The organism is Streptomyces tritici (assembly GCF_048500665.1).
Taxonomy (GTDB): Bacteria; Actinomycetota; Actinomycetes; order Streptomycetales; family Streptomycetaceae; genus Streptomyces; species Streptomyces tritici.
Genome location: NZ_CP183183.1, coordinates 2,146,174 through 2,166,699, shown reverse-complemented (window position 1 = coordinate 2,166,699; position 20,526 = coordinate 2,146,174). Strand labels below are relative to the sequence as shown.

Below are 20,526 nucleotides of genomic sequence, written 5' to 3'. Positions count from 1 at the left end.
GTCCCCGGTCTCCCGTGTGCGGAGGCCGGGGACGCCGAACGTAAGTCTTCCCGGAGGAAGTAGCTCATGGAATCCCACGCCCGCCGGCCGCGGCTCGCGGTGATCGTCGCCAACGGAATCACCGGCGACTCGCGGGTACAGAAGACCGCCGTCGCCGCCGCGCGCGACGGCTGGGACGTGACCCTGATCGGCAGGAGCGACACCCGGCGTGTCCAGCACTCCAAGATGGGTCCGATCGATGTGATCCGGGTGCCCGTGGGCTCCGACTACCTCCGGGCGGTGAACGCGCGCAAGCCCCATCCGGTGCGCGCCGCCGCCACCCAGTTCCACCTCCAGGACCAGGCCGCGCTGAATCGCTACAGCGCGGCCTACCGCGCCTGGGTGCGGCAGAAGTCCGCCGAGTCCGCCTGGGCCGGCGGACCGCGCCGTACCTCGCTGAAGGCGCTGCTGCGCGCCCGCCGGGCCGTGCACCGCTTCCGGGTGCGGGCGTTCAAGTGGGAGCAGCGGCGCAAGCCGAAGGACCCGGCGCCGGTGCGCGACTGGCGCCGCGACTGGCCGCAGGTCGTCGACCTCGACCTGGCCTTCGGCCCGGTGATCGAGAAGCTCAAGCCGGACGTCATCCACGCCAACGACGCCACGATGATCGTCACGGCCGCCCGCAGCGCGGCGCGGCTGAAGGCCGCCGGGCACAAGTGCGCCTGGCTGTACGACGCGCACGAGTACATCAAGGGCGTCGAGTGGCCCAACAAGCGGCAGGCGTACGCCCTTCCGGCGATGGAGGCCGAGTTCATCGGCCGCGCCGACGCGGTCGTCACCGTCTCCACGCAGATGGCCGAGCTGCTGAAGAACGACCACAAGCTGCCCAAGCTGCCGCTGGTCGTGGGCAATTCGCCGGTCCGCGAGGTCATCGGCGGCGGCAAGTCCAGCAGTTCGGTGCGCAAGGCCTGCGGTCTGGGCCCCGAGGTCCCGCTGATGGTGTACTCCGGCTGGATCGGCCGTGAGCGCGGCGTCGACGCGGTCATCGACGGACTGCCCGAACTGCCCGACTTCCACCTGGCGCTGGTCGTCGGCCGCACGACGCCGCTCCTGGAGGAGCTGCTCGCCCAGGCCGAGGCGCTCGGTGTGCGCGACCGCGTCCACCTCGTGCCGTACGTGCCGCAGCACGAGGTCGCCGACTACCTGTCCTCCGCGGACCTGGGCCTCACGCCCTTCAAGAAGGTCCCCAACTGCGAGGTCTCCCTTCCCACGAAGGTCTCCGAGTACCTCCAGGCCCGGCTGCCGCTGGTCACCAGCGACGTCAAGGTCATCAAGGCGTACGTCGAGGAGCACGGCCTCGGCGAGGTGTGGACCTGGGACGACCCCAAGACCTTCGCCGCCGCCGCGGACCGCGCCATGAAGAACCGCGACAAGCTCGCCGAGGCGATCACCGAGGACGTCCTCACGGACCTGTCCTGGGAGGCCCAGAGCGGCAAGCTGCTCCAGCTGTACCGCGAGCTTTCCGGCAAGACCCCGCCCGGCCCGCGCCCCGAGGTGTCCTGGACCGTCCAGGAGACGCCCGGCGCGGTCCGCGAGGTGGAGATCACCACCGCCGACGGGCAGCCGGTCTGGAAGAAGCTCGGCAACACGAAGATCAAGCTCGGCCTCGGCCCGGCCAACTACGCCGGCCAGGGCGCCGCGTACGCGCAGGCCATCACGCGGCTCAACCCCGACGTCTCCGTCGAGGTCGTGATGTACAAGCGGCCGGAGTCCTTCGACTACCCGGCCGACGTGTACGTCGACGCCACCCGGCTGCGCGAGCTGGAGGTCCAGTTCCAGCAGGTCGAGCGGGTCGTCGGCCGCTACACGCACATGCTCGTGGACGCGTTCCTGCCGGTCTTCGGCTACCTCAACGGCGCGACCGTCGCCGGTGACCTGGACGCGCTCAAGCAGGCGAAGATCAAGGTCGGCCTGATCGCCCACGGCAGCGACATCCGGCACCCCGGCGAGCACATGAAGCGGCACACCTGGTCGCTGTTCCACGACGCCCCCGAGGGCATCGTGGAGAAGCTCCAGGCCAAGGCCGAGCTCAACAAGAAGATCGCCGACGAGGCCGGTCTGCCGCTGTTCGTCACCACCCCGGACCTGCTCGACGACCTGCCCACCGCGAAGTGGGCGCCGCTCGTCGTCGACGTGAAGTCCTGGGCCAGCGAGCACCCGGTCATGGAGCGCGAGCGCCCCGTCGTGCTGCACGCCCCGTCCAAGCGCTGGACCAAGGGCACCGACCGGATCATGCCGGTCCTCACCGAGCTGCACGACCAGGGCCTCATCGAGTTCAAGCTCGCCGAGGGCATCCCGTGGGCCGAGATGCGGGAGCTGGTGCAGAGCTGCGACCTCGTGCTCGACCAGTTCACCACCGGCAGCTACGGCACCTTCGCCGTCGAGGCGATGGCGGCCGGCCGCCCCGTCGTCGGCTACATCAGCGACGAGGTCAAGGCGGTCACCGAGGGCGCGCTGCCCATCGTCAACGCGACCCCCGACACCCTGCGCGAGGTCGTCCAGTCGCTGCTCGACGACCGCGAGGCCGCGGCCCGCATCGGCCGCGCGTCGGTCGAGTTCGCGCACACTTACCACGACGGAACCTGGACCGCCCAGGTCCTGAGCGGCTTCCTCAAGTGATCGGTCAAGAAAGGCTGTTCATGGAATCGCAGAATGCCGGCGCGCCCCGTCCCCCGAAGGGACGCGTCGTCATGCTGGTCGACAACAAGGTCGAGGGCGACTCGCGCGTGCAGAAGGCCGCGGAGTCCGCGGCCGCGGCCGGCTGGGACGTCACCCTGCTCGGCCTGGTGCGCTCCGGCAACGGGCGCACCTGGAAGCTCGGCGACGCCGAGGTCAAGCTGCTTCCGCTGAAGACCCCGCTGGCCAAGCGCCACGCCGAGCGGCACCGCTCGCTGCTGCGCCGCCCGTTCGCGTACCCGCCGGGCCCCATGTCCGCCTACCGGCAGCAGTGGGTCAAGGCCTGGCGCGCCGACGTCGCCACCCGCCGCGCGGCGCTGAAGGTCGTCCCCGAGGCCGTCGGCTCGCCGCTGTTCCGCAAGAGCGAGCAGGCCCGGCTGGTGATCGCCGGACCGGTGTCGAAGTTCATGCAGAAGTGGGTCGGCTTCCGTGCCCGCCAGACCCGGCAGGCGCAGAAGGCCGGCAAGGCGCTGCGCGGCCCGGTCGACCGCGCGTTCACCGCCACCTGGAAGACCGTCAAGGGCAAGCGCGCCTGGCGCCGCCTGGAGCCGGTGCTCTGGGACTACGAGCTGACGTACGGCCCCGAGATCGACGCCCTGAAGCCCGACCTGATCCACGCCAACGACTTCCGGATGCTGGGCGTCGGCGCCCGCGCCGCGGTCCGTGCCCGCGCCCAGGGCCGCACCGTCAAGCTGGTCTGGGACGCCCACGAGTACCTGCCCGGCGTCCGCCCGTGGGAGGACAACGCCCACTGGATCCCCGGCAACACCGCGCACGAGAGCGAGTTCGCCCCGTACGCCGACGCCGTCGTCACCGTCTCCGAGGGCCTCGGCGACCTGCTGCGCGAGCGCCACGGCCTCAAGGAGCAGCCGACCGTCGTGCTCAACGCCCCGGACCGCCCGGTGGAGACCGACCCGGCCCTGGAGGACGCCGAGCCCGTCCCGGACCTGCGCGCCCTGTGCGGCATCGGCCCCGACGTGCCGCTGGTCGTCTACAGCGGTTCGCCCGGCCCGCAGCGCGGTCTCGGCGACATGGTGGAGGCGCTGCCGAAGCTGGACGGCGTGCACATGGCGTTCGTCGTGCCCGCCCCGGCCGCCGGCTACATCCAGGGGCTGCTCAAGCGCGCCGCGGAGCTCGGCGTCGGCGACCGGCTGCACGCCGTGCCGTACGTGCCGCACTACCAGGTGGTGCGCTTCCTGTCCGCCGCGAACGTCGGCTGCATCCCGATCCACCACTGGCCGAACCACGAGATCGCGCTGATCACGAAGTTCTTCGAGTACTCGCACGCCCGGCTGCCGCTGGTCGTCAGCGACGTGAAGACGATGTCCGAGGTCACCCGGTCCACCGGCCAGGGCGAGGTCTGCCGGGCCGAGGACGTCGACGACCTGGTGCGCGCGATCAAGACCGTGCTCGCCGACCCGGAGAAGTACAAGGCCGCCTACGACAAGCCGGGGCTGCTCGACACCTGGACGTGGGAGGCGCAGGCCGAGGTCCTCGACCGGCTGTACACCCGTCTGGTGCCGGGTGCCGCCGAGAGGGGCAGAATGTGACGACCGTCCCCGACGTCACGGTCGTCGTCGCCGTCTACAACACGATGCCGTACCTGACCGAGTGCCTGAACTCGCTCCTCGGCCAGAGCATCGGACGCGACCGCCTGGAGATCGTCGCCGTCGACGACGGCTCCACCGACGACAGCGGCAAGGAGCTGGACCGCTTCGCCGCGAAGTACCCGGACACGGTCAAGGTCGTCCACCAGGCCAACTCCGGCGGCCCCGCCGCGCCCAGCAACCGGGCCCTGGAGCTGGCCACCGGCCGCTACGTGTACTTCATAGGCTCGGACGACTACCTCGGCAAGGACGCGCTCAAGCGGCTGGTGAAGTGCGCCGACGAGAACGGGTCGGACGTCGTCGTCGGCAAGATGGTCGGCACCAACGGCCGCTACGTGCACCAGGCGCTGTACAAGAAGAACGACCCGGACGTGAGCCTGTACGACTCCGCCCTGCCGTTCACCCTGGCCAACACCAAGCTGTTCCGGCGCGAGCTGATCGAGAAGCTGGGCCTCAGGTTCCCCGAGGACATGCCGGTCGGCAGCGACCAGCCGTTCACCATCGAGGCCTGCGTCAAGGCCCGCAAGATCTCCGTGGTGGCCGACTACACCTGCTACTACGCGGTCAAGCGCGGCGACGCCAGCAACATCACCTACCGGGCGAACCACCTGGCCCGGCTGCACTGCGTCGAGCGGATCATGGCGTACGCGGCCGAGCTGATCGAGCCCGGCCCCAAGCGCGACTGGGTCTTCAAGCGCCACTTCACCTGGGAGCTGGCCAAGCTGATCCAGGACGACTTCCCGTCCGTGGACCGGCCCACCCAGATCGAGGTCTGCGCCGGCATCGCCAAGCTCGCCGACGAGTACTTCACCGAGCCGCTGCGCGACTCCATGGACGTGCAGCGCCGCGTCCGGATCGGGCTCGCGCAGGCCGGGGCCGTCGACCGGCTGGTGGAGGCCATCAAGGGCGACACCGAGGGCGAGGGCTGGCCGCTGCTCCTGGAGGACGAGCGCGCCTACGTCCGCTACCCCGGCTTCCGCGACCCCGAGCTCGGCCTGCCCGACCGCCTCTTCGAGGTGATCGGCGAGGCCGTCCCCCAGCACCTGTCCACCGGCACCGGCCTGGTGTCCGCCGAGTGGGACCAGGACGGCCAGGACCTGGCCGTACGGCTCGCCGTGCGCGTCCCGGTCGCCGGACACACCGGTACGGCGGTGCTGCGGCTCGCCGACAAGGCGATGCCGAAGAGCGCCGACAAGCCCGGCGGCCGCCGCCTCCCGGTGGGCACCGAGCCGGCCGCCCCGGGCGGTGAGCAGCGCAGCGAGCCCACCGAGGACGGTCTGGGGACGGTGCTGCACGCCCGGTTCCCGCTCCAGGTGAAGCGTGCCACCCTCGGCGTACGCGCCTATCTGGATGTGGCAGGCTCGACGTACGAGATCCCGGTACGGACCAAGGGCCGTCCCCTGCCGCTGGCGCGGCGCTGGCGGGACACCGTCCCGTACCGTGTCTCGGCCACCGCGAACTCCAAGGGCCGGCTCGTGATCACCACGGCCCCGCTCTGGGAGCCGGCGCTCGGCGTGGGCAAGCGACTGCGCCAGACGATGTCCCGTGTGAAGAGGAAACTGACCCGATGAAAATCTGTGTAGTCGCGCTCGGCAAGATCGGCCTGCCGCTCGCCGTCCAGTTCGCCGCCAAGGGCCACCAGGTCATCGGCGCGGACGTCAACGAGAAGGTCGTCGAGCTGGTCAACGCCGGCACCGAGCCCTTCCCGGGCGAGTTCGACCTCGACCGTCTCCTCAAGGAGACCGTGGGCGCCGGCCTGCTCTCCGCGACCACCGACACCGCCGCGGCCGTCGCGCAGTCGGACGCCGTCGTGGTCGTCGTCCCGCTGTTCGTGGACGCCGAGGGCGTGCCGGACTTCGGCTGGATGGACGCCGCGACCCGCGAGATCGCCAAGGGCCTGAAGCCGGGCACCCTGGTCTCGTACGAGACCACCCTGCCGGTCGGCACCACCCGCACCCGCTGGGCGCCGATGCTGGAGCAGGGCTCCGGCCTGAAGGCCGGCGAGGACTTCCACCTGGTGTTCTCGCCGGAGCGCGTCCTCACCGGCCGCGTCTTCGCGGACCTGCGCCGCTACCCGAAGCTGGTCGGCGGCATCGACGCGGCCTCCACGAAGGCCGGTGTCGAGTTCTACGAGCAGGTCCTCGACTTCGACGAGCGCGACGACCTGCCGCAGCCGAACGGCGTGTGGGACCTGGGCACCGCCGAGGCCTCCGAGCTGGCGAAGCTGGCCGAGACCACGTACCGCGACGTCAACATCGGCCTGGCGAACCAGTTCGCCAAGTTCGCCGACAAGAACGGCATCGACGTCAAGAAGGTCATCGAGGCCTGCAACTCGCAGCCGTACAGCCACATCCACCAGCCGGGCATCGCCGTCGGCGGCCACTGCATCCCGATCTACCCGCGGATGTACCTGTGGAACGACCCGGAGGCGACCGTCGTGCGCTCGGCCCGCGAGGCCAACGCCGCGATGCCCGAGTACGCGGTGGACCTGCTGGCGGCCGCGTACGGCGACCTGACCGGTGTGCACGTGCTCGTGCTCGGCGCCGCCTACCGCGGCGGCGTGAAGGAGACCGCGTTCTCCGGCGTGTACGGCACCGTGGAGGCCCTCAAGGCCCGCGGCGCGGTCCCGTTCGTGTCCGACCCGATGTACACCGCCGAGGAGCTGGAGGCGCACAAGCTGCCGGCCCACCGCGGCGAGACGGTCACGGCCGCGATCCTGCAGGCCGACCACGCCGAGTACCGCACCCTGGCCGCCAAGGACCTGCCGGACGTCACCGTCCTGGTCGACGGCCGTCGCACCACCGACCCGGCCAACTGGGAGGGCGTGCGCCGCGTCGTCATCGGCGGCTGACGCGCACCGAACGCACAGGGGCCCCGCTCCCCGGCTCACGGCCGGGGGCGGGGCCCCTTCGTACGCCCGCGCTCCGCGCCCTAGCCGAGCATGCGGTCCACCAGGTTGGCCGTGGCCCGGCGGATCTTGGCCCGCGCGGCACGGTCCTTGATCTTCGCCTCGGCCCACGAGTCGCCGTCGACCAGGGCGAGCGGCCAGTGGAAGGTGCCGGCGACGAACACCGAACCGCCGCCGGGGAACTCGGTGTGGGCGGTGTGCTGGAGGGAGCGCTTGCGCGCGCCGGGGCGCGAGTCCTTGTAGGGGGACTCGGCGAGCAGGGTGCGGACGGCGCCTGCGGGCTCGACCGCCCGCGGGTCGTAGGCGTCCGCCTCGATGCCGACGAGCCCGGGGAGCCGCTCGCCGTCGCGGACGCCGGTGCCCTCCCAGAGCCAGTGGGAGGCGTTCTTCACGACCAGCGGGAACGGCTTCTCGGTGGGCACGATGCCGTTGAACTGGATGCCGAGCAGCTGCTGTTCGGCCCGGCTGCCGTCGCGCAGCACCTCCCGGAAGCGCGAGGTGCGGCCGTGGACGTCCGGGGCCGGGTCGTGGCTCGACTTGTAGCAGGCCATGAGCCGGTCCTTCACGCCCGTGGGGGAGGGTTCCATCCGGACGTGGAAGTACACGTTGTTGGCGCCCAGGAAGGCGAGCTTGCGGCCCTGGTGGACGGCGTTGAGGGAGGCGTCGAACATCGCCTGCGACCAGTACTCGTCGTGGCCGGGGAAGACGACGGCGCGGTACGCGGCCGGGTCGATCGTCCCGTCGTGCAGGTCGAGGCTGCTGGCGTAGGTGACGTCGTACCCGGCGGCCTCGGCCCAGCGCACGAAGCCGGTGTCCATGTTGAACCAGCTGGGGACGCCGCTGCCGGAGTAGGGGCGGTCGAACGAGACCTTCATGGCGCGCTGTTCGGTGCCGCCGAGCCTGCCGTTCGGCAGATAGCCGCGGTAGAGGTTCTTGCCCGTCCGCTTGTCCTTGGGCCACATGTTGTACGCCTGGTAGGTGGCGAACGGGATCACGACGAGCAGGGCGGAGGCGCGCTGCGGCTCGCGGACCACGAAGGGCGTGCTGCTGCGATGGCCGTCGGCGGCGGTGAACACCGCCTGGTACAGGCCGGAGAGCCAGCCCTGGGGGACGGTCAGGCTCCAGGAGACCGGCCAGTCGCACGCGACGGCGCCGGTCCTCGGGTCGCCCTCGGGTATCTCCCGGCGTATGCCGCGCAGCGGCTCGCTGGTGGTCATCAGGCGGGCGCCGGTGCCGCCGTAGTCGCCGATGCGGTAGATCGCGATGCGGTAGGTCTGGTTGTCGCGCACGGAGAGGTGGAAGTCCACGCGCTCGCCGTGGCCGGCCGAGGTGGTGGACGCGTACCCCATGATCTGGCCGCGCGCGTCGTTGGTGCACAGGGCGTTGTCGCGGTACTGGATCCAGTCCTTCGAGCCCGGCAGCCGGTTCTCCGCGAGGATCGAGGCGGAGGGCACGGGCTCGGCCGGCGCGGTGGGGCTGGGCGAGGTGCTGGGGGCGGGCGTGCCGCTCCCGAGCGTGACGGACGTCGCCGCCGTGTCGCGCAGCGCGTACGCCGAGGCGCCGGCGGCCCCTGCCAGACCCAGCAGGCCCAGTACGGCGCGGCGTGATCGATTGCCCATTTCCTCTGCCTCCCCAGACGTTCCGAGGAGGTAGATGGATTTCGATCTTCGGAGGTTGTACCCGCGCGTCGACTTTTTCAGCGAATCCTTACCGAGTGTTCGACGTCACGTGGTGGACGCCCGAATTCCACTCTGATAACGGCCGCCGGCGGACCGCCCGCGGTTCAGGAGCGGACCAGCTCCTTCGGCTCGCCCGCCTCACGCGCCAGCCGCGCCTTCAGCCACCGCACGGAGGGCTTCTCGACGAAGACGTGCGTGAGCCACGCCAGCACCAGCAGACTCACCGTCACCACGGCCAGCGTCGGCCACGGCCCGACCCCGCGCTCGTACAGCTCGCGGATCGCGGCCCACCCGAGCTCCTCGTGCAGCAGGTACAGCGGGTAGACGAGCGCCCCGGCCGTGGTCAGCCACTTCCACGACACCCACTCCAGCTTCCGCAGGGCGACGGCCAGGACGAGCACGTAGAAGAGGGTGACGAGGGCGAGCGCCACGTAGGGGGAGCGGTCGTAGCCCTTGGCGAGCTGGCCGTCCGCGTGCTCGATGAGGTCGCTCTGCATCACCAGCCAGCTCGCGAACAGCAGGCCCCACAGCTTCAGATCCGGACCGAACCGGTACATCAGGTACATCGCGATACCGCCGACGAACAGCGCGGTGTTCAGCGGCTGCGCGAAGATCCCCACCAGCGGGATGTCCTGGTCCTGCTGCCCCAGCACGCTCGCCAGCAGCCACAGCCAGCAGAACACCGAGACCCGCTTGTAGCTGAGGCCCTTCCAGATGACGACCAGGAACAGCAGGTAGAAGGTGAGCTCCACCCACAGCGTCCAGTACGCGCCCACCAGATGCGCCGCCTTCAGCGGCACCTGCAGCATCGTCACGTTGGTCAGCGCGTCGCTGTACGAGGGCACCGCGCGCTCGCCGTCCGGCAGTCCGCGCCACACCAGCAGCGCCACCACGAGGGAGAACCAGTACGCGGGGAACAGCCGCAGGAAACGCGCCTTCACGAAGTCGCCGGGCGTCCGGCCCCACGCCGACAGGCAGATGACGAAACCGCTGATGATGAAGAACAGCTGCACGCCGTACGAGCCGTACTTGGTGACCGGGAACAGCCACGGGAACAGCTCCCGCGGGTTGACGCCCCAGTTCGCCGCGGTCGCCGCGTCCACGCCGGTGAAGTGGAACAGCAGCACGGACAGCGCGGCGACGACGCGCAGCGCGTCCAGGGCGTAGAGCCGGACCGGCGCCGCCTTCGGTGCGGCCGGCTGCTCGCCGGGCCGGGGCCCGTCGCTCGCTTCCCTGCGCGGGGGGACCTGGACGTCGGTCTGGGACATGTGTCGGCCTCGCATCGTCGGGGCGCCGGGGGCGGGGGGAATCCCGACATCCTATGCGCCCGCTGTGAGGCGGACGAGCGAGGGGACGGGCGTTCGGAACGCGACGGGCGTCACGGCCGCACGCGAGAGGGGACCGGCGGAACCGGTCCCCTCTTTCAGGTGCGGATGCGGCGGCTGAGGCGTCCGCCGGGCGCCTTCAGGCCTCCGCCGTGTGCCGTCAGGCCTCCGTCAGGGTGCCGTCCGTCTCGCGGTACAGCTCGCCCGTCCTCGGGCACTCCCAGACGCCCGGCTCGCCGTCGCGCTCGACCAGGCGGACGCCGGACTTGCCGACCCAGCCGATCTGTCGCGCCGGCACGCCGACGACCAGCGCGAAGTCCGGGACGTCCTTGGTGACGACCGCGCCGGCCGCGATCATCGCCCAGCGGCCGATCTCCAGGGGGGCCACGCACACCGAACGCGCGCCGATGGAGGCGCCGTCGCCGATCTTCACGCCCACGGCCTCCCAGTCGCCGCCCCGCTTCTGCTTGAACTCCGGGTCAACCGAACGGGGGTTGTGGTCGTTGGTGAGCACCACCGCGGGGCCGATGAAGACACCGTTGCCGAGCTCGGCCGGCTCGTACACCAACGAGTAGTTCTGCAGCTTGCAGTTGTCGCCCATCCGCACGCCCGTGCCCACGTACGCGCCGCGGCCGATCACGCAGCCCTCGCCGAGCCGGGCCTTCTCACGGATCTGCGCGAGCTCCCAGACGCTGCTGCCCGCGCCGATCTCGGCGGACTCGTCGACCTGCGCGGTGGGCTGGACCCTGTAGTTCACTCTGCTGCCTTTCCCAGTGCCTCTGCGGGCAGTGCCGCTGCGGGCTCTTCGCCGTCTGCGGGCGCTTCGCCAGCTGAGCATACGTCCCGGCGGGCGGGCAGCAGGAGCCGGTCGAAGTCGCCCCGGACCCGCGGCCAGTCCCACGCCGCCCGCGCGTGCTCCGCGGCCTGCCGGCCGGCGGCGCGCCAGCCGTCCTCGGTCGCCGTCAGCTCCAGGATCCGCGCCGCGGCGGCGGCCGGGTCCGGCACCACCCAGGACTCCGGGAAGAGCGCCTTCGCCCCACGCGGCCGGCCCGCGAAGAACGGCCAGTCGCGCACGACCGGCACCGCGCCGCTCGCCGCGCCCTCGACCAGGCCGAGGTGCCAGCTCTCGCGCACCGAGGAGCTCAGGATCACGCCGATCTCGCGGAGCGCGCCCGGCACGTCCGGCGTCTGCCCGATGTGCCGCACCGCGCCGGCCGCTTCCAGGCGGCGCAGCTCCCGGGCGTACGCCTTGTGATAGCGGGCGGCCGCCGGGCCGACGCCCGGGTCCAGCGGGGAACCGATCAGATGGAGCGTGTAGCGCTCGTCCTTCTCCCGCAGCAGCCGCAGCACCTCCAGCGCCCAGCGCGGGTCCTTCGCCACCTGGCCGACGCCGACGAGCCCCAGCGTGAACCGGGCGTCCGGCTTCTTGGGGCGGTCGAAGGGCGCCAGCTCGACGGCGTTGTCGATCACGTGGAGCCGGGGCGCGTTCTTCTCCTTGAGCCGCGGGACCGCCGCGAGGCACAGGTCGCGCAGGTGCTCGCTGACGAACACCAGGTCGTCCACCCGGGAGAAGTCCACGACGTGCGGCCAGAGGCTGAACGCCTCGTAGCTGTGCAGCCGGACGACGATCCGGGTGCTGGCCGGGTCCACCAGGGTGAACAGCGCCGCGCCCATGGCGCACCAGTCGATGAAGACCGTGTCGGCCCAGTCCAGGTGCGGCCGGAGCGCCGCCTCCAGGTCCTTGCCGTACGCGACCTGCCCGCCCAGCGCCCGCTGCACGATCCGGGTGACGCCCTTGGCCAGCGGCCCGACGACCTCGTCGTGGGCGGTGTCCAGGACCCGCGTCTCCACGTCCGGGTGCGCCTCGTACCGGGCGAGGACCGGGCGCAGGAAGTTGTCGTTGTCGTGGTGCACGAACAGCAGCCGCTGCGGCCGGTCCACCGGCGGCTCGGCCGCGGCGCCCGTCCGCCCGCGCGGCCGGCGCAGCGCGGCGGCGGCCCGGCTCTTGCGCAGCGGGCCGGTGTAGCGGCCGGGGTGCTCGGCGAGCGGCGAGGTGAGCCCGTCGACGTGCAGCACCCGGTGGTACGCGAGCAGCAGCGCCCGCGTCGTCTCGCTGCCGGCGGCCGCCCAGCGGCCCGCCTCGTGCTCCTGGTCGGCCCGCTCGAGCCGCGCCACGTACGCCTTGGTCAGGTGCCGCGGCACGTGCCCGCGCGCGAGCCGCGCCTCGGCGCCGTCGATGAGGATGTCCGCCCTGACCCGGGGATCGCGCACCCGCTGCCCGGCCGCACCGAGAATGCGCTCGGCGACCGGCGCCCGGTCGGCACGCGCCATCCGGGCGATGGCCCACTGCGCGATGTTCGCCAGCCGTTCATCGGGTATTTCGGGTGCAGGCACGGTGCAGCTCCACGGTCGAGGCAGGAACACGGACCGTACGGTCATTCGGATCTCAGCGGAACCCCCCGTCGAGACTACCGTCAGACGAGAGGCGCCGATGTCCGTCTCTGTGCGGAAGTGTGAGCGAGCGCGAGGGCGTCGGCACTGCTCGCACAAGGTGCACGCGGGGTCGCGCAGGGCACCGCGGGGGGCGTGCGGGGGGCCGGTTTGACCCGTAGGGGTGTGGCTCGTAACCTTGACCGTCGGCGTGTCTCCGTACACGCCAGCCACTGAGCACCTCACCTCCCGGTCGCATCGCGGCATGGGGGAGGCCTCCCGTGCATTCGGCCGGGACGGCTGGCTTCAGGGGTCCCCTACGAGCGAGAGAGAGATCCGCGTGTACGCCATCGTGCGCAGCGGTGGTCGCCAGCACAAGGTTGCTGTCGGCGACATCGTTGAGGTTGACAAGATTTCCACTGCCAAGGTGGGCGACACGGTCGAGCTCTCGACCCTGCTCGTCGTCGACGGCGACGCCGTGACCAGCGACCCGTGGGTCCTGGCGGGCATCAAGGTCCAGGCCGAGGTCGTGGACCACCACAAGGGCGCCAAGATCGACATCCTGCGCTACAAGAACAAGACCGGCTACCGCCGTCGCCAGGGTCACCGTCAGCAGTACACGGCGATCAAGGTCACGTCCATCCCGACGGCCGCGAAGTAAAGAGGGACTGAGCAATGGCACACAAGAAGGGCGCATCGTCCACCCGGAACGGTCGCGACTCCAACGCCCAGCGGCTCGGCGTGAAGCGCTTCGGCGGTCAGGTCGTCAACGCGGGTGAGATCCTGGTCCGCCAGCGCGGCACCCACTTCCACCCGGGCGCGGGCGTCGGTCGCGGTGGCGACGACACCCTGTTCGCCCTGCAGGCCGGTTCGGTGCAGTTCGGCACCTTCCGCGGTCGCAAGGTCGTGAACATCGTTCCGGTCGCCTGATCGGATCTCTGCGGAGGCGGACCTCTCTTCCCGCACGGTTCTTCCGTGCGGGAAGCAGGTCCGCCTTTCGCGTGTTAAGCAGTAGACATTCCCGTTCGTATCTGGAGGAACCACCATGACCACCTTCGTGGACCGCGTCGAGCTGCATGTCGCCGCGGGTAACGGAGGCCACGGCTGCGCCTCCGTACACCGGGAGAAGTTCAAGCCGCTCGGCGGCCCGGACGGCGGCAACGGCGGCCGCGGCGGCGACGTCATCCTGACCGTCGACCAGTCCGTGACCACGCTGCTCGAGTACCACCACTCGCCGCACCGCAAGGCCACCAACGGCAAGCCCGGCGAGGGCGGCAACCGCTCCGGCAAGGACGGCCAGGACCTGGTCCTGACGGTCCCGGACGGCACGGTCGTCCTCGACAAGCGGGGCAACGTGCTCGCCGACCTCGTCGGCCAGGGCACCACCTACGTCGCCGCCCAGGGCGGCCGCGGCGGCCTCGGCAACGCCGCGCTGGCCTCCGCCCGCCGCAAGGCCCCCGGCTTCGCGCTGCTCGGCGAGCCCGGCGACCTGCAGGACATCGTCCTGGAGCTCAAGACCGTCGCCGACGTCGCGCTCGTCGGCTACCCCAGCGCCGGCAAGTCCTCGCTGATCTCGGTGCTCTCCGCCGCCAAGCCGAAGATCGCGGACTACCCGTTCACCACGCTGGTCCCCAACCTCGGCGTGGTCACCGCCGGTTCGACCGTCTACACCATCGCCGACGTCCCCGGCCTCATCCCCGGCGCCAGCCAGGGCCGCGGCCTGGGCCTGGAGTTCCTGCGCCACGTCGAGCGCTGCTCGGTGCTCGTGCACGTCCTGGACACCGCCACGCTGGAGTCCGACCGCGACCCCGTCTCCGACCTCGACGTCATCGAGGAGGAGCTCAAGCAGTACGGCGGCCTCGACGACCGCCCCCGCGTCGTCGTCCTCAACAAGATCGACATCCCGGACGGCAAGGACCTCGCGGACATGATCCGCCCCGACCTGGAGGAGCGCGGCTACCGCGTCTTCGAGGTCTCCGCGGTCGCCCGCACCGGCCTGAAGGAGCTGTCCTTCGCGCTGGCCGACATCGTCGCCAAGGCCCGCGCGGCCAAGCCGAAGGAGGAGGCGACCCGCATCGTCATCCGCCCGAAGGCCGTCGACGACGCCGGCTTCACCGTCACCTACGACGAGCACGAGGACCTGTACCGCGTGCGCGGCGAGAAGCCGGAGCGCTGGGTCCGCCAGACCGACTTCAACAACGACGAGGCCGTCGGCTACCTCGCCGACCGCCTCAACCGCCTCGGTGTCGAGGAGGAGCTGATGAAGGCCGGCGCCCGCGCCGGCGACGGCGTCGCCATCGGCCCCGAGGAGAACGCGGTCGTCTTCGACTGGGAGCCCACGATGATGGCCGGCGCCGAGATGCTCGGCCGCCGCGGCGAGGACCACCGCCTCGAAGCCCCGCGCCCCGCGGCCCAGCGCCGCAAGGACCGCCAGGCCGAGCGGGACGAGGCGGAGCGCGAGTACGACGAGTTCGACCCGTTCTAGGACGCCCGGCCGGGACCGCGGGGTCCCGGAGCGAGCAGTCCGAGACGTACGGGAAGGGGGCCGGTCGCCCCGCGCGGCGGCCGGTCTCTTCCTGTGTCTTCCGTCACGGCCGCCGCTCCCGGCGCACCCCGCAACTGCCCTGGCGACGCGGTGAACAGAGCATGACCTGACGATGTGGGACCGTCGCCGTCCGCCTTGCGAGACGGTCACGGAGAGTGCGACCATCACACGGTCCCCCGTCGTCGCAAGGTAGGTCGTTTTCGTGTCTGTGCCGCATGAAGCCAAGCTCCGCACCACGGCTGTCGTCCTGGCCGGCGGCACCGGCCAGCGCGTCGGGCTCGCCATCCCGAAGCAGCTGCTGAAGATCGCGGGCAAGGCGGTCATCGAGCACACCCTGACGATCTTCGAACAGGCCGACTGCGTCGACGACGTGATCGTGCTGATGGCCCCCGGCTTCGTCCCCGACATCGAGAAGATCGTCGCCAAGGCCGGCCTGACCAAGGTCACCCGCATCATCGAGGGCGGCGCCACCCGCAACGAGACCACCGAGCGCGCCATCGCCGCCCTCGGCGAGGGCCTCGCGGACGGCGAGGACCTCAACCTCCTCTTCCATGACGCGGTCCGTCCGCTTCTGTCACAGCGCGTGATCAAGGACTGCGTCGACGCCCTCGACCGCTACCAGGCCGTCGACGTGGCCATCCCCTCCGCGGACACGATCATCGTCACCCGCACCCACGGCGAGGACGGCGAGTTCATCACCGACGTCCCCGACCGCTCCCGGCTGCGCCGCGGTCAGACTCCGCAGGCGTTCAAGCTCTCCACCATCCGCCGCGCGTACGAGATCGCCGCCGGCGACCCCAACTTCCAGGCCACCGACGACTGCAGCGTCGTGCTCAAGTACCTGCCCGACGTGCCGATCCACGTCGTCGCGGGCGACGAGTACAACATGAAGGTCACCCAGCCCGTCGACGTCTTCATCGCCGACAAGCTGTTCCAGCTGGCCTCCACCGCCGCCCCGCGCCCCGCCGACGAGGGCCGCTACCGCGAGCTCCTGGAGGGCCGCACCCTCGTCGTCTTCGGCGGCTCGTACGGCATCGGCGCGGACATCGCCGCGCTCGCCGAGCGGTACGGCGCCAAGGTCTACGCCCTGGGCCGCTCCACCACCGGCACCCACGTCGAGAACCCCGAGCACGTCGAGAAGGCGCTGGCCACCGCGTACGCCGAGAGCGGCCGCATCGACTACGTGATCAACACCGCCGGAGTGCTCCGCATCGGAAAGCTCGCGGAAACCGACAACGCGACCATTCAGGAAGCGCTGCACGTCAATTACCTGGCACCGGTCCAGATTGCCCGTGCCGCGTACAAGTATCTGGCGGAGACCAAGGGCCAGCTGCTGCTCTACACCTCCTCCAGCTACACCCGCGGCCGCGCCGAGTACAGCCTTTACTCGTCGACCAAGGCCGCGATGGTGAACCTCACCCAGGCCCTCTCCGACGAATGGGCCGCCGAGGGGATCCGGGTCAATTGCGTCAACCCGGAGCGCACCGCGACGCCCATGCGCACCAAGGCGTTCGGCCAGGAACCGGCGGGCACCCTGCTCTCCTCCGAGGCCGTCGCCCGCACCTCGCTGGACGTCCTGCTGTCCGAACTGACCGGGCATGTGATCGACGTCCGGCAGCAGGATCCCACCCGCGAGGCCACCGAGGCCTCGGGGTTCGAGCAGGCGCTGGCCGCCGTGCTTGACCGCCAGGAAGATGTGTAATACTCGCCAGATGTGTTTTTCGGGCCTCTTCAGTCGCCAAAGCGCCACTGCAGAGGCCCGAGTTCATGAACGTCCGGTTCATCGGATCCCCCCACGTTCTCCCCATGTTTCATGTGAATAAGCTGCACCCCCCCTCTGGAGCAGGTTCTTCGTGATTTCGACCGCCATTCGCCTGGCGCGCGTGGGCAGCAGGTCAGAACTGGCCGCCGCTCTGCTCATGGCGCTGGGGTATCCGGCCGTGCTCGCCGGTGCCCTGATGCCCAACATCTGGCTGTTCGCCGGCGCGAGCGCCGTGACCTACGCCTCCGACCGGTATCTGCACCACAAGGGCAGTTATCTCGTCGACCGGCTGGCCAAGGTCCGGGCCGGACTGCCGATCCGCTTCCTGGTGCGCCAGCTGCTGCTCGTCCTGCTGCTGGCCCGCGAAGGACTCGCCGAGCAGCCGGTCTTCTACGCGGCGGTCGCCTGCTTCCTCCTGTTCTACGCCCTCCAGGCCCCGCAGGGCGCGCTCGCCACGCTGATCCGGCTGCGCCGCACCATGCCGGTCGTCACCCGCAACGTCGACCTGCACGCCCTGCGCATCGCGGACGCCCCGCCGAAGGCGCTGCTCCACCGCTCCGGCGAGAAGATGCTGCACCTGGACATCCCGGCCGTCGCCGGTCTGCTCTGGGCCGCCGCCACCGGCCGCACCCTCGCCGGCTACATCGGCATCGGCGTCACCCTCGGCCTCGGCCTGCTGTACGTGCTGCTGCTCGTCCCGTACCTGCGCCGCAGCCGGCTCGTGCCCTCCGCGGCCGCCGTGATGAAGGGCGTCGGCAACTGGCTGCGCGAGTACCAGCCCACCGTCGTCCTGTACTTCTCCGGCGCCGACGCCTCCGCGTACCAGGTCAACATGTGGCTGGACACCCTGGAGCACGTCGACGGCCGCCCGCTGATCGTCATGCGCGAGCGCAGCCTCGTCCCCAAGCTGGGTGCCACCGACGTGCCGATCATCTGCGTGCCCGGCGGCACCCACATGATGAACCTCGACCTGTCGTCCGCGCGGGTCTGCCTGTACCCGGCGAACGTCGGCAAGAACATCCACATGCTGCGCGTGCCCACCATGAAGCACGTGTTCATCGGCCACGGCGACAGCGACAAGCTCGCCAGCGTCAACCCGTTCTCCAAGGTGTACGACGAGGTCTGGACGGCCGGCCGGGCCGGCCGCGACCGGTACGCGCTCGCCGACGTCGGCGTCCGCGACGAGGACATCGTCGAGGTCGGCCGCCCGCAGCTCGCGCCGATCAAGAGCTGGACCGGCGCCCCGAAGAACCCCATCCCGACGATCCTCTACGCCCCCACCTGGGAGGGCTGGGACGCCAACCCCGGCAACACCTCCCTGCTGCTGGCCGGCGAGAACATCGTCCGCGCGCTGCTCACCGCGAAGAACCCGGTGCGGGTCGTCTACAAGCCGCACCCCTTCACCGGCCTGGTGAACAAGAAGGCCAAGGCCGTCGACGAGCGCATCCAGAAGATGATCGCCGAGGCCGCCGCCGCGCGCGCCGCCGAGCCCCGCTGGGCCGAGGAGGCCGCCGCCGCCCACGCCGACCAGACGGCCGCCAAGGCCGAGCTGGCCCGGCTCGAAGCCCGGCTCGCCGAGCTGGAGAACCCGTTCCGCAAGGGCGGCGACGAGGCGGAGGAGTCGCGGGTCTCGCTCGCCGACCCCGAGCGGCTGGCCGAGACCCGGCGGCTGCGGGCCGCGTGGAACGAGGCGTACTGGCGCTCCTTCGGCTGGTGGGAGCACAAGGTCGTGACCGGTTCCAAGCCGCACCTGTACGACTGCTTCAACGAGGCCGATGGAATGGTTTCGGACATTTCCAGTGTGGTCTCCGACTTCATCGCCAGCGGCAAGCCGTACGCGGTGACCGACTCGGCCGGGGTCGGGGCGGACGAGTTCAAGCGCCAGAACACCGCCGTCCGCGCCGCCGTCATCCTGACGAACTCGGCCGCCGAGATCGGCGGACTGCTGGACGCGGTCGCCGACCCGGCCGCCGACACGCTCGCCGACGCCCGCCGTGACCTGCGGCGCTACCTGCTCGGCCCTGACTCCCCGGCGTCCATCGACCGCTTCAACGAGGCCCTGCGGAACCTCGCCGCCAAGGCCGAGGCCCGCAACACCGGCTTCGCCCAGCGGCTTGCCGAACAGCCGACCGCCCCGGAGATCGACCGGGAGGCCGACGACGCCGTGGAACCCGAGGAGCGCACCCCGGCGACCACCTGACCGCGGCGCACACGGCGTCCGCGCACGTGACACGGCCCGCACACACTGTCCGACAGTGTGTGCGGGCTTTGTGCGTCTCAGTACGTACATGTCAGACTGCGTGCTCCGCCCCCGTTGGCGCCCCACCGCCCCGAGAACCGCAGCAGCAGGTGCCGATGACCGAACATCCCAGCCCCGACGTGACCGTGATCATCGGGGCGTACGAGGCGATGCCGTACCTCGTGAAGTGTCTCGAATCCGTCGAGAACCAGACGATCGGCGCGGACCGTGTCGAGATCGTCGCCGTCGACGACGGCTCCACGGACGGCACGGGGGAGTACCTCGACGCCTTCGCGGCCCGCAGCAAGGTCCCCACCCGTGTGATCCACCAGCCCAACTCCGGTGGCCCCGGCGGCCCTCGCAACACCGGCCTCGCACAGGCCCGGGGCCGCTACGTGTTCTTCCTCGACGCCGACGACCACTTCGGCGAGGAGGCCCTGGAACGGCTGGTCGCCATGGGCGACCGGGCGGGCACGGACGTGATCCTCGGCCGGATCGAGGGCGTCAACCGCAACGCGGCCAAGTCGATGTGGGGCGCCACCGTCGAACGCGCCGACGTCTACACGTCCAACGTGAAGTTCACGCTCAGCGCGCAGAAACTGTTCCGCCGCGACCTGCTCATGCGGTACGGCATCCGCTTCGACACGTCGATGCGGACCGGCGAGGACGCCCTGTTCACCATGGAGGCGTACCTGCGCGGCAACGGCGTCTCCGTCGTCGCCGACTACACCTGCTACTACCTGGTGGGCCGCGACGACGGCAAGCACCTCACCAAGTCCGGCGACTACGACATACGGTTCCTGTCCGCGCGGCGGCTGATGGAACTGATCGCCGCGCACGAACGGCCGGGCGAGAAGCGGGATCTGCTGATGATCCGCCCGTTCGTGACGACGCTGCTGCCGCAGTTCGGCCACGTCCTGCTGCGCCAGGACGACGCGACCCTGGCGCACAAGCTGGAACTGGCCGCCCCGCTGATGCGCGCGTACTGGACGAAGGGCGTCGCCGGCCGCCTCAAGCCGCAGGAGCGGCTCCGCCTGGCCTGCGTCGCGCTCGGCAAGGCCGAGGAACTGAAGGCCGTCGTCGAGTACGAGCGCACGAAGCGGAAGCCGGAGACGGTCAGCCGCAGGGGCCGGCGCTACCTGGCCCTGCCGTACTTCGGCGACCGGAGCGCGGGCATCCCGGACTGGGTCTACGAGATCGCCGGCCCCACCCCGTCCCAGCGCCTGTGGCGCGCGGCACGAAGGCGAGCGGGCGCGCTCCTGCGGAGGCGGAAGGGCTAGCGGGCGGGGGCGGGGCGGCGGCGTACGGCGCGGCGAGGA

The 20,526-nt window shown here is 71.1% G+C and carries 14 protein-coding genes; 10 read left to right on the top strand and 4 right to left on the bottom strand.

Translation table 11 applies throughout. The features are described 5' to 3' along the window. Window positions 1–66 precede the first annotated feature (66 nt). From ACNJ93_RS10090 to ACNJ93_RS10075, 4 genes are read left to right on the top strand one after another with little or no spacing between them, the layout of a single operon-like run. Window positions 67–2,655 (top strand): glycosyltransferase family 4 protein, encoded by a 2,589-nt coding sequence (locus ACNJ93_RS10090; RefSeq protein ID WP_418957032.1) that lies wholly within the window; start codon window positions 67–69, stop codon window positions 2,653–2,655. Window positions 2,656–2,675: 20 nt separating this feature from the next. Further along, on the top strand, window positions 2,676–4,262 hold the full coding sequence (locus ACNJ93_RS10085) for a glycosyltransferase family 4 protein (RefSeq protein ID WP_418957031.1): 1,587 nt from the start codon (window positions 2,676–2,678) through the stop codon (window positions 4,260–4,262). Between the two features lie 44 nt (window positions 4,263–4,306). Then, window positions 4,307–5,890 carry a glycosyltransferase family 2 protein gene (locus tag ACNJ93_RS10080; RefSeq protein ID WP_418961360.1) on the top strand — a complete coding sequence of 528 codons (1,584 nt, stop codon included), beginning with the start codon at window positions 4,307–4,309 and terminating at the stop codon, window positions 5,888–5,890. Continuing rightward, on the top strand, window positions 5,887–7,170 hold the full coding sequence (locus ACNJ93_RS10075; protein WP_418957030.1) for a nucleotide sugar dehydrogenase: 1,284 nt from the start codon (window positions 5,887–5,889) through the stop codon (window positions 7,168–7,170). The genes ACNJ93_RS10080 and ACNJ93_RS10075 overlap by 4 nt, the downstream gene beginning before the upstream one ends. Window positions 7,171–7,250: 80 nt before the next feature. Here ACNJ93_RS10075 and ACNJ93_RS10070 read toward each other — a convergent pair whose 3' ends face one another. From ACNJ93_RS10070 to ACNJ93_RS10055, 4 genes are all read right to left on the bottom strand, one after another. Beyond that, window positions 7,251–8,846 (bottom strand): N,N-dimethylformamidase beta subunit family domain-containing protein, encoded by a 1,596-nt coding sequence (locus ACNJ93_RS10070; RefSeq protein WP_418957029.1) that lies wholly within the window; start codon window positions 8,844–8,846, stop codon window positions 7,251–7,253. Window positions 8,847–9,010: 164 nt separating this feature from the next. Further along, window positions 9,011–10,174, bottom strand: coding sequence for an acyltransferase family protein (locus ACNJ93_RS10065; protein ID WP_418957028.1), 1,164 nt, complete (start codon window positions 10,172–10,174; stop codon window positions 9,011–9,013). A gap of 217 nt (window positions 10,175–10,391) precedes the next feature. After that, entirely contained in the window at window positions 10,392–10,988 is a 597-nt protein-coding gene (locus tag ACNJ93_RS10060) for an acyltransferase (protein WP_418957027.1), read from the bottom strand. Beyond that, on the bottom strand, window positions 10,985–12,625 hold the full coding sequence (locus ACNJ93_RS10055; RefSeq protein WP_418957026.1) for a glycosyltransferase: 1,641 nt from the start codon (window positions 12,623–12,625) through the stop codon (window positions 10,985–10,987). Before ACNJ93_RS10055 ends, ACNJ93_RS10060 begins: the two co-directional genes overlap by 4 nt. A 376-nt stretch (window positions 12,626–13,001) precedes the next feature. Between ACNJ93_RS10055 and rplU the strand changes: the two genes are divergently transcribed. From rplU to ACNJ93_RS10025, 6 genes are all read left to right on the top strand, one after another. Further along, window positions 13,002–13,322, top strand: a complete 321-nt coding sequence (gene rplU / locus ACNJ93_RS10050) for a 50S ribosomal protein L21 (protein ID WP_010476312.1) — start codon at window positions 13,002–13,004, stop codon at window positions 13,320–13,322. Window positions 13,323–13,336: 14 nt separating this feature from the next. Beyond that, window positions 13,337–13,591, top strand: coding sequence for a 50S ribosomal protein L27 (rpmA, locus tag ACNJ93_RS10045; RefSeq protein WP_010476314.1), 255 nt, complete (start codon window positions 13,337–13,339; stop codon window positions 13,589–13,591). A gap of 115 nt (window positions 13,592–13,706) precedes the next feature. After that, window positions 13,707–15,146 carry a GTPase ObgE gene (obgE, locus tag ACNJ93_RS10040; protein ID WP_418957025.1) on the top strand — a complete coding sequence of 480 codons (1,440 nt, stop codon included), beginning with the start codon at window positions 13,707–13,709 and terminating at the stop codon, window positions 15,144–15,146. Window positions 15,147–15,408: 262 nt separating this feature from the next. Further along, a complete protein-coding gene (locus tag ACNJ93_RS10035; protein WP_418957024.1) occupies window positions 15,409–16,908 on the top strand; it encodes an SDR family NAD(P)-dependent oxidoreductase in 1,500 nt (499 codons plus the stop codon). A gap of 151 nt (window positions 16,909–17,059) precedes the next feature. Then, window positions 17,060–19,168: a hypothetical protein gene (locus ACNJ93_RS10030; protein WP_418957023.1), complete on the top strand. Its 2,109-nt coding sequence runs from the start codon at window positions 17,060–17,062 to the stop codon at window positions 19,166–19,168. A 155-nt stretch (window positions 19,169–19,323) separates the two neighbouring features. Further along, window positions 19,324–20,487 (top strand): glycosyltransferase family 2 protein, encoded by a 1,164-nt coding sequence (locus ACNJ93_RS10025; protein ID WP_418957022.1) that lies wholly within the window; start codon window positions 19,324–19,326, stop codon window positions 20,485–20,487. Window positions 20,488–20,526 lie beyond the last annotated feature (39 nt).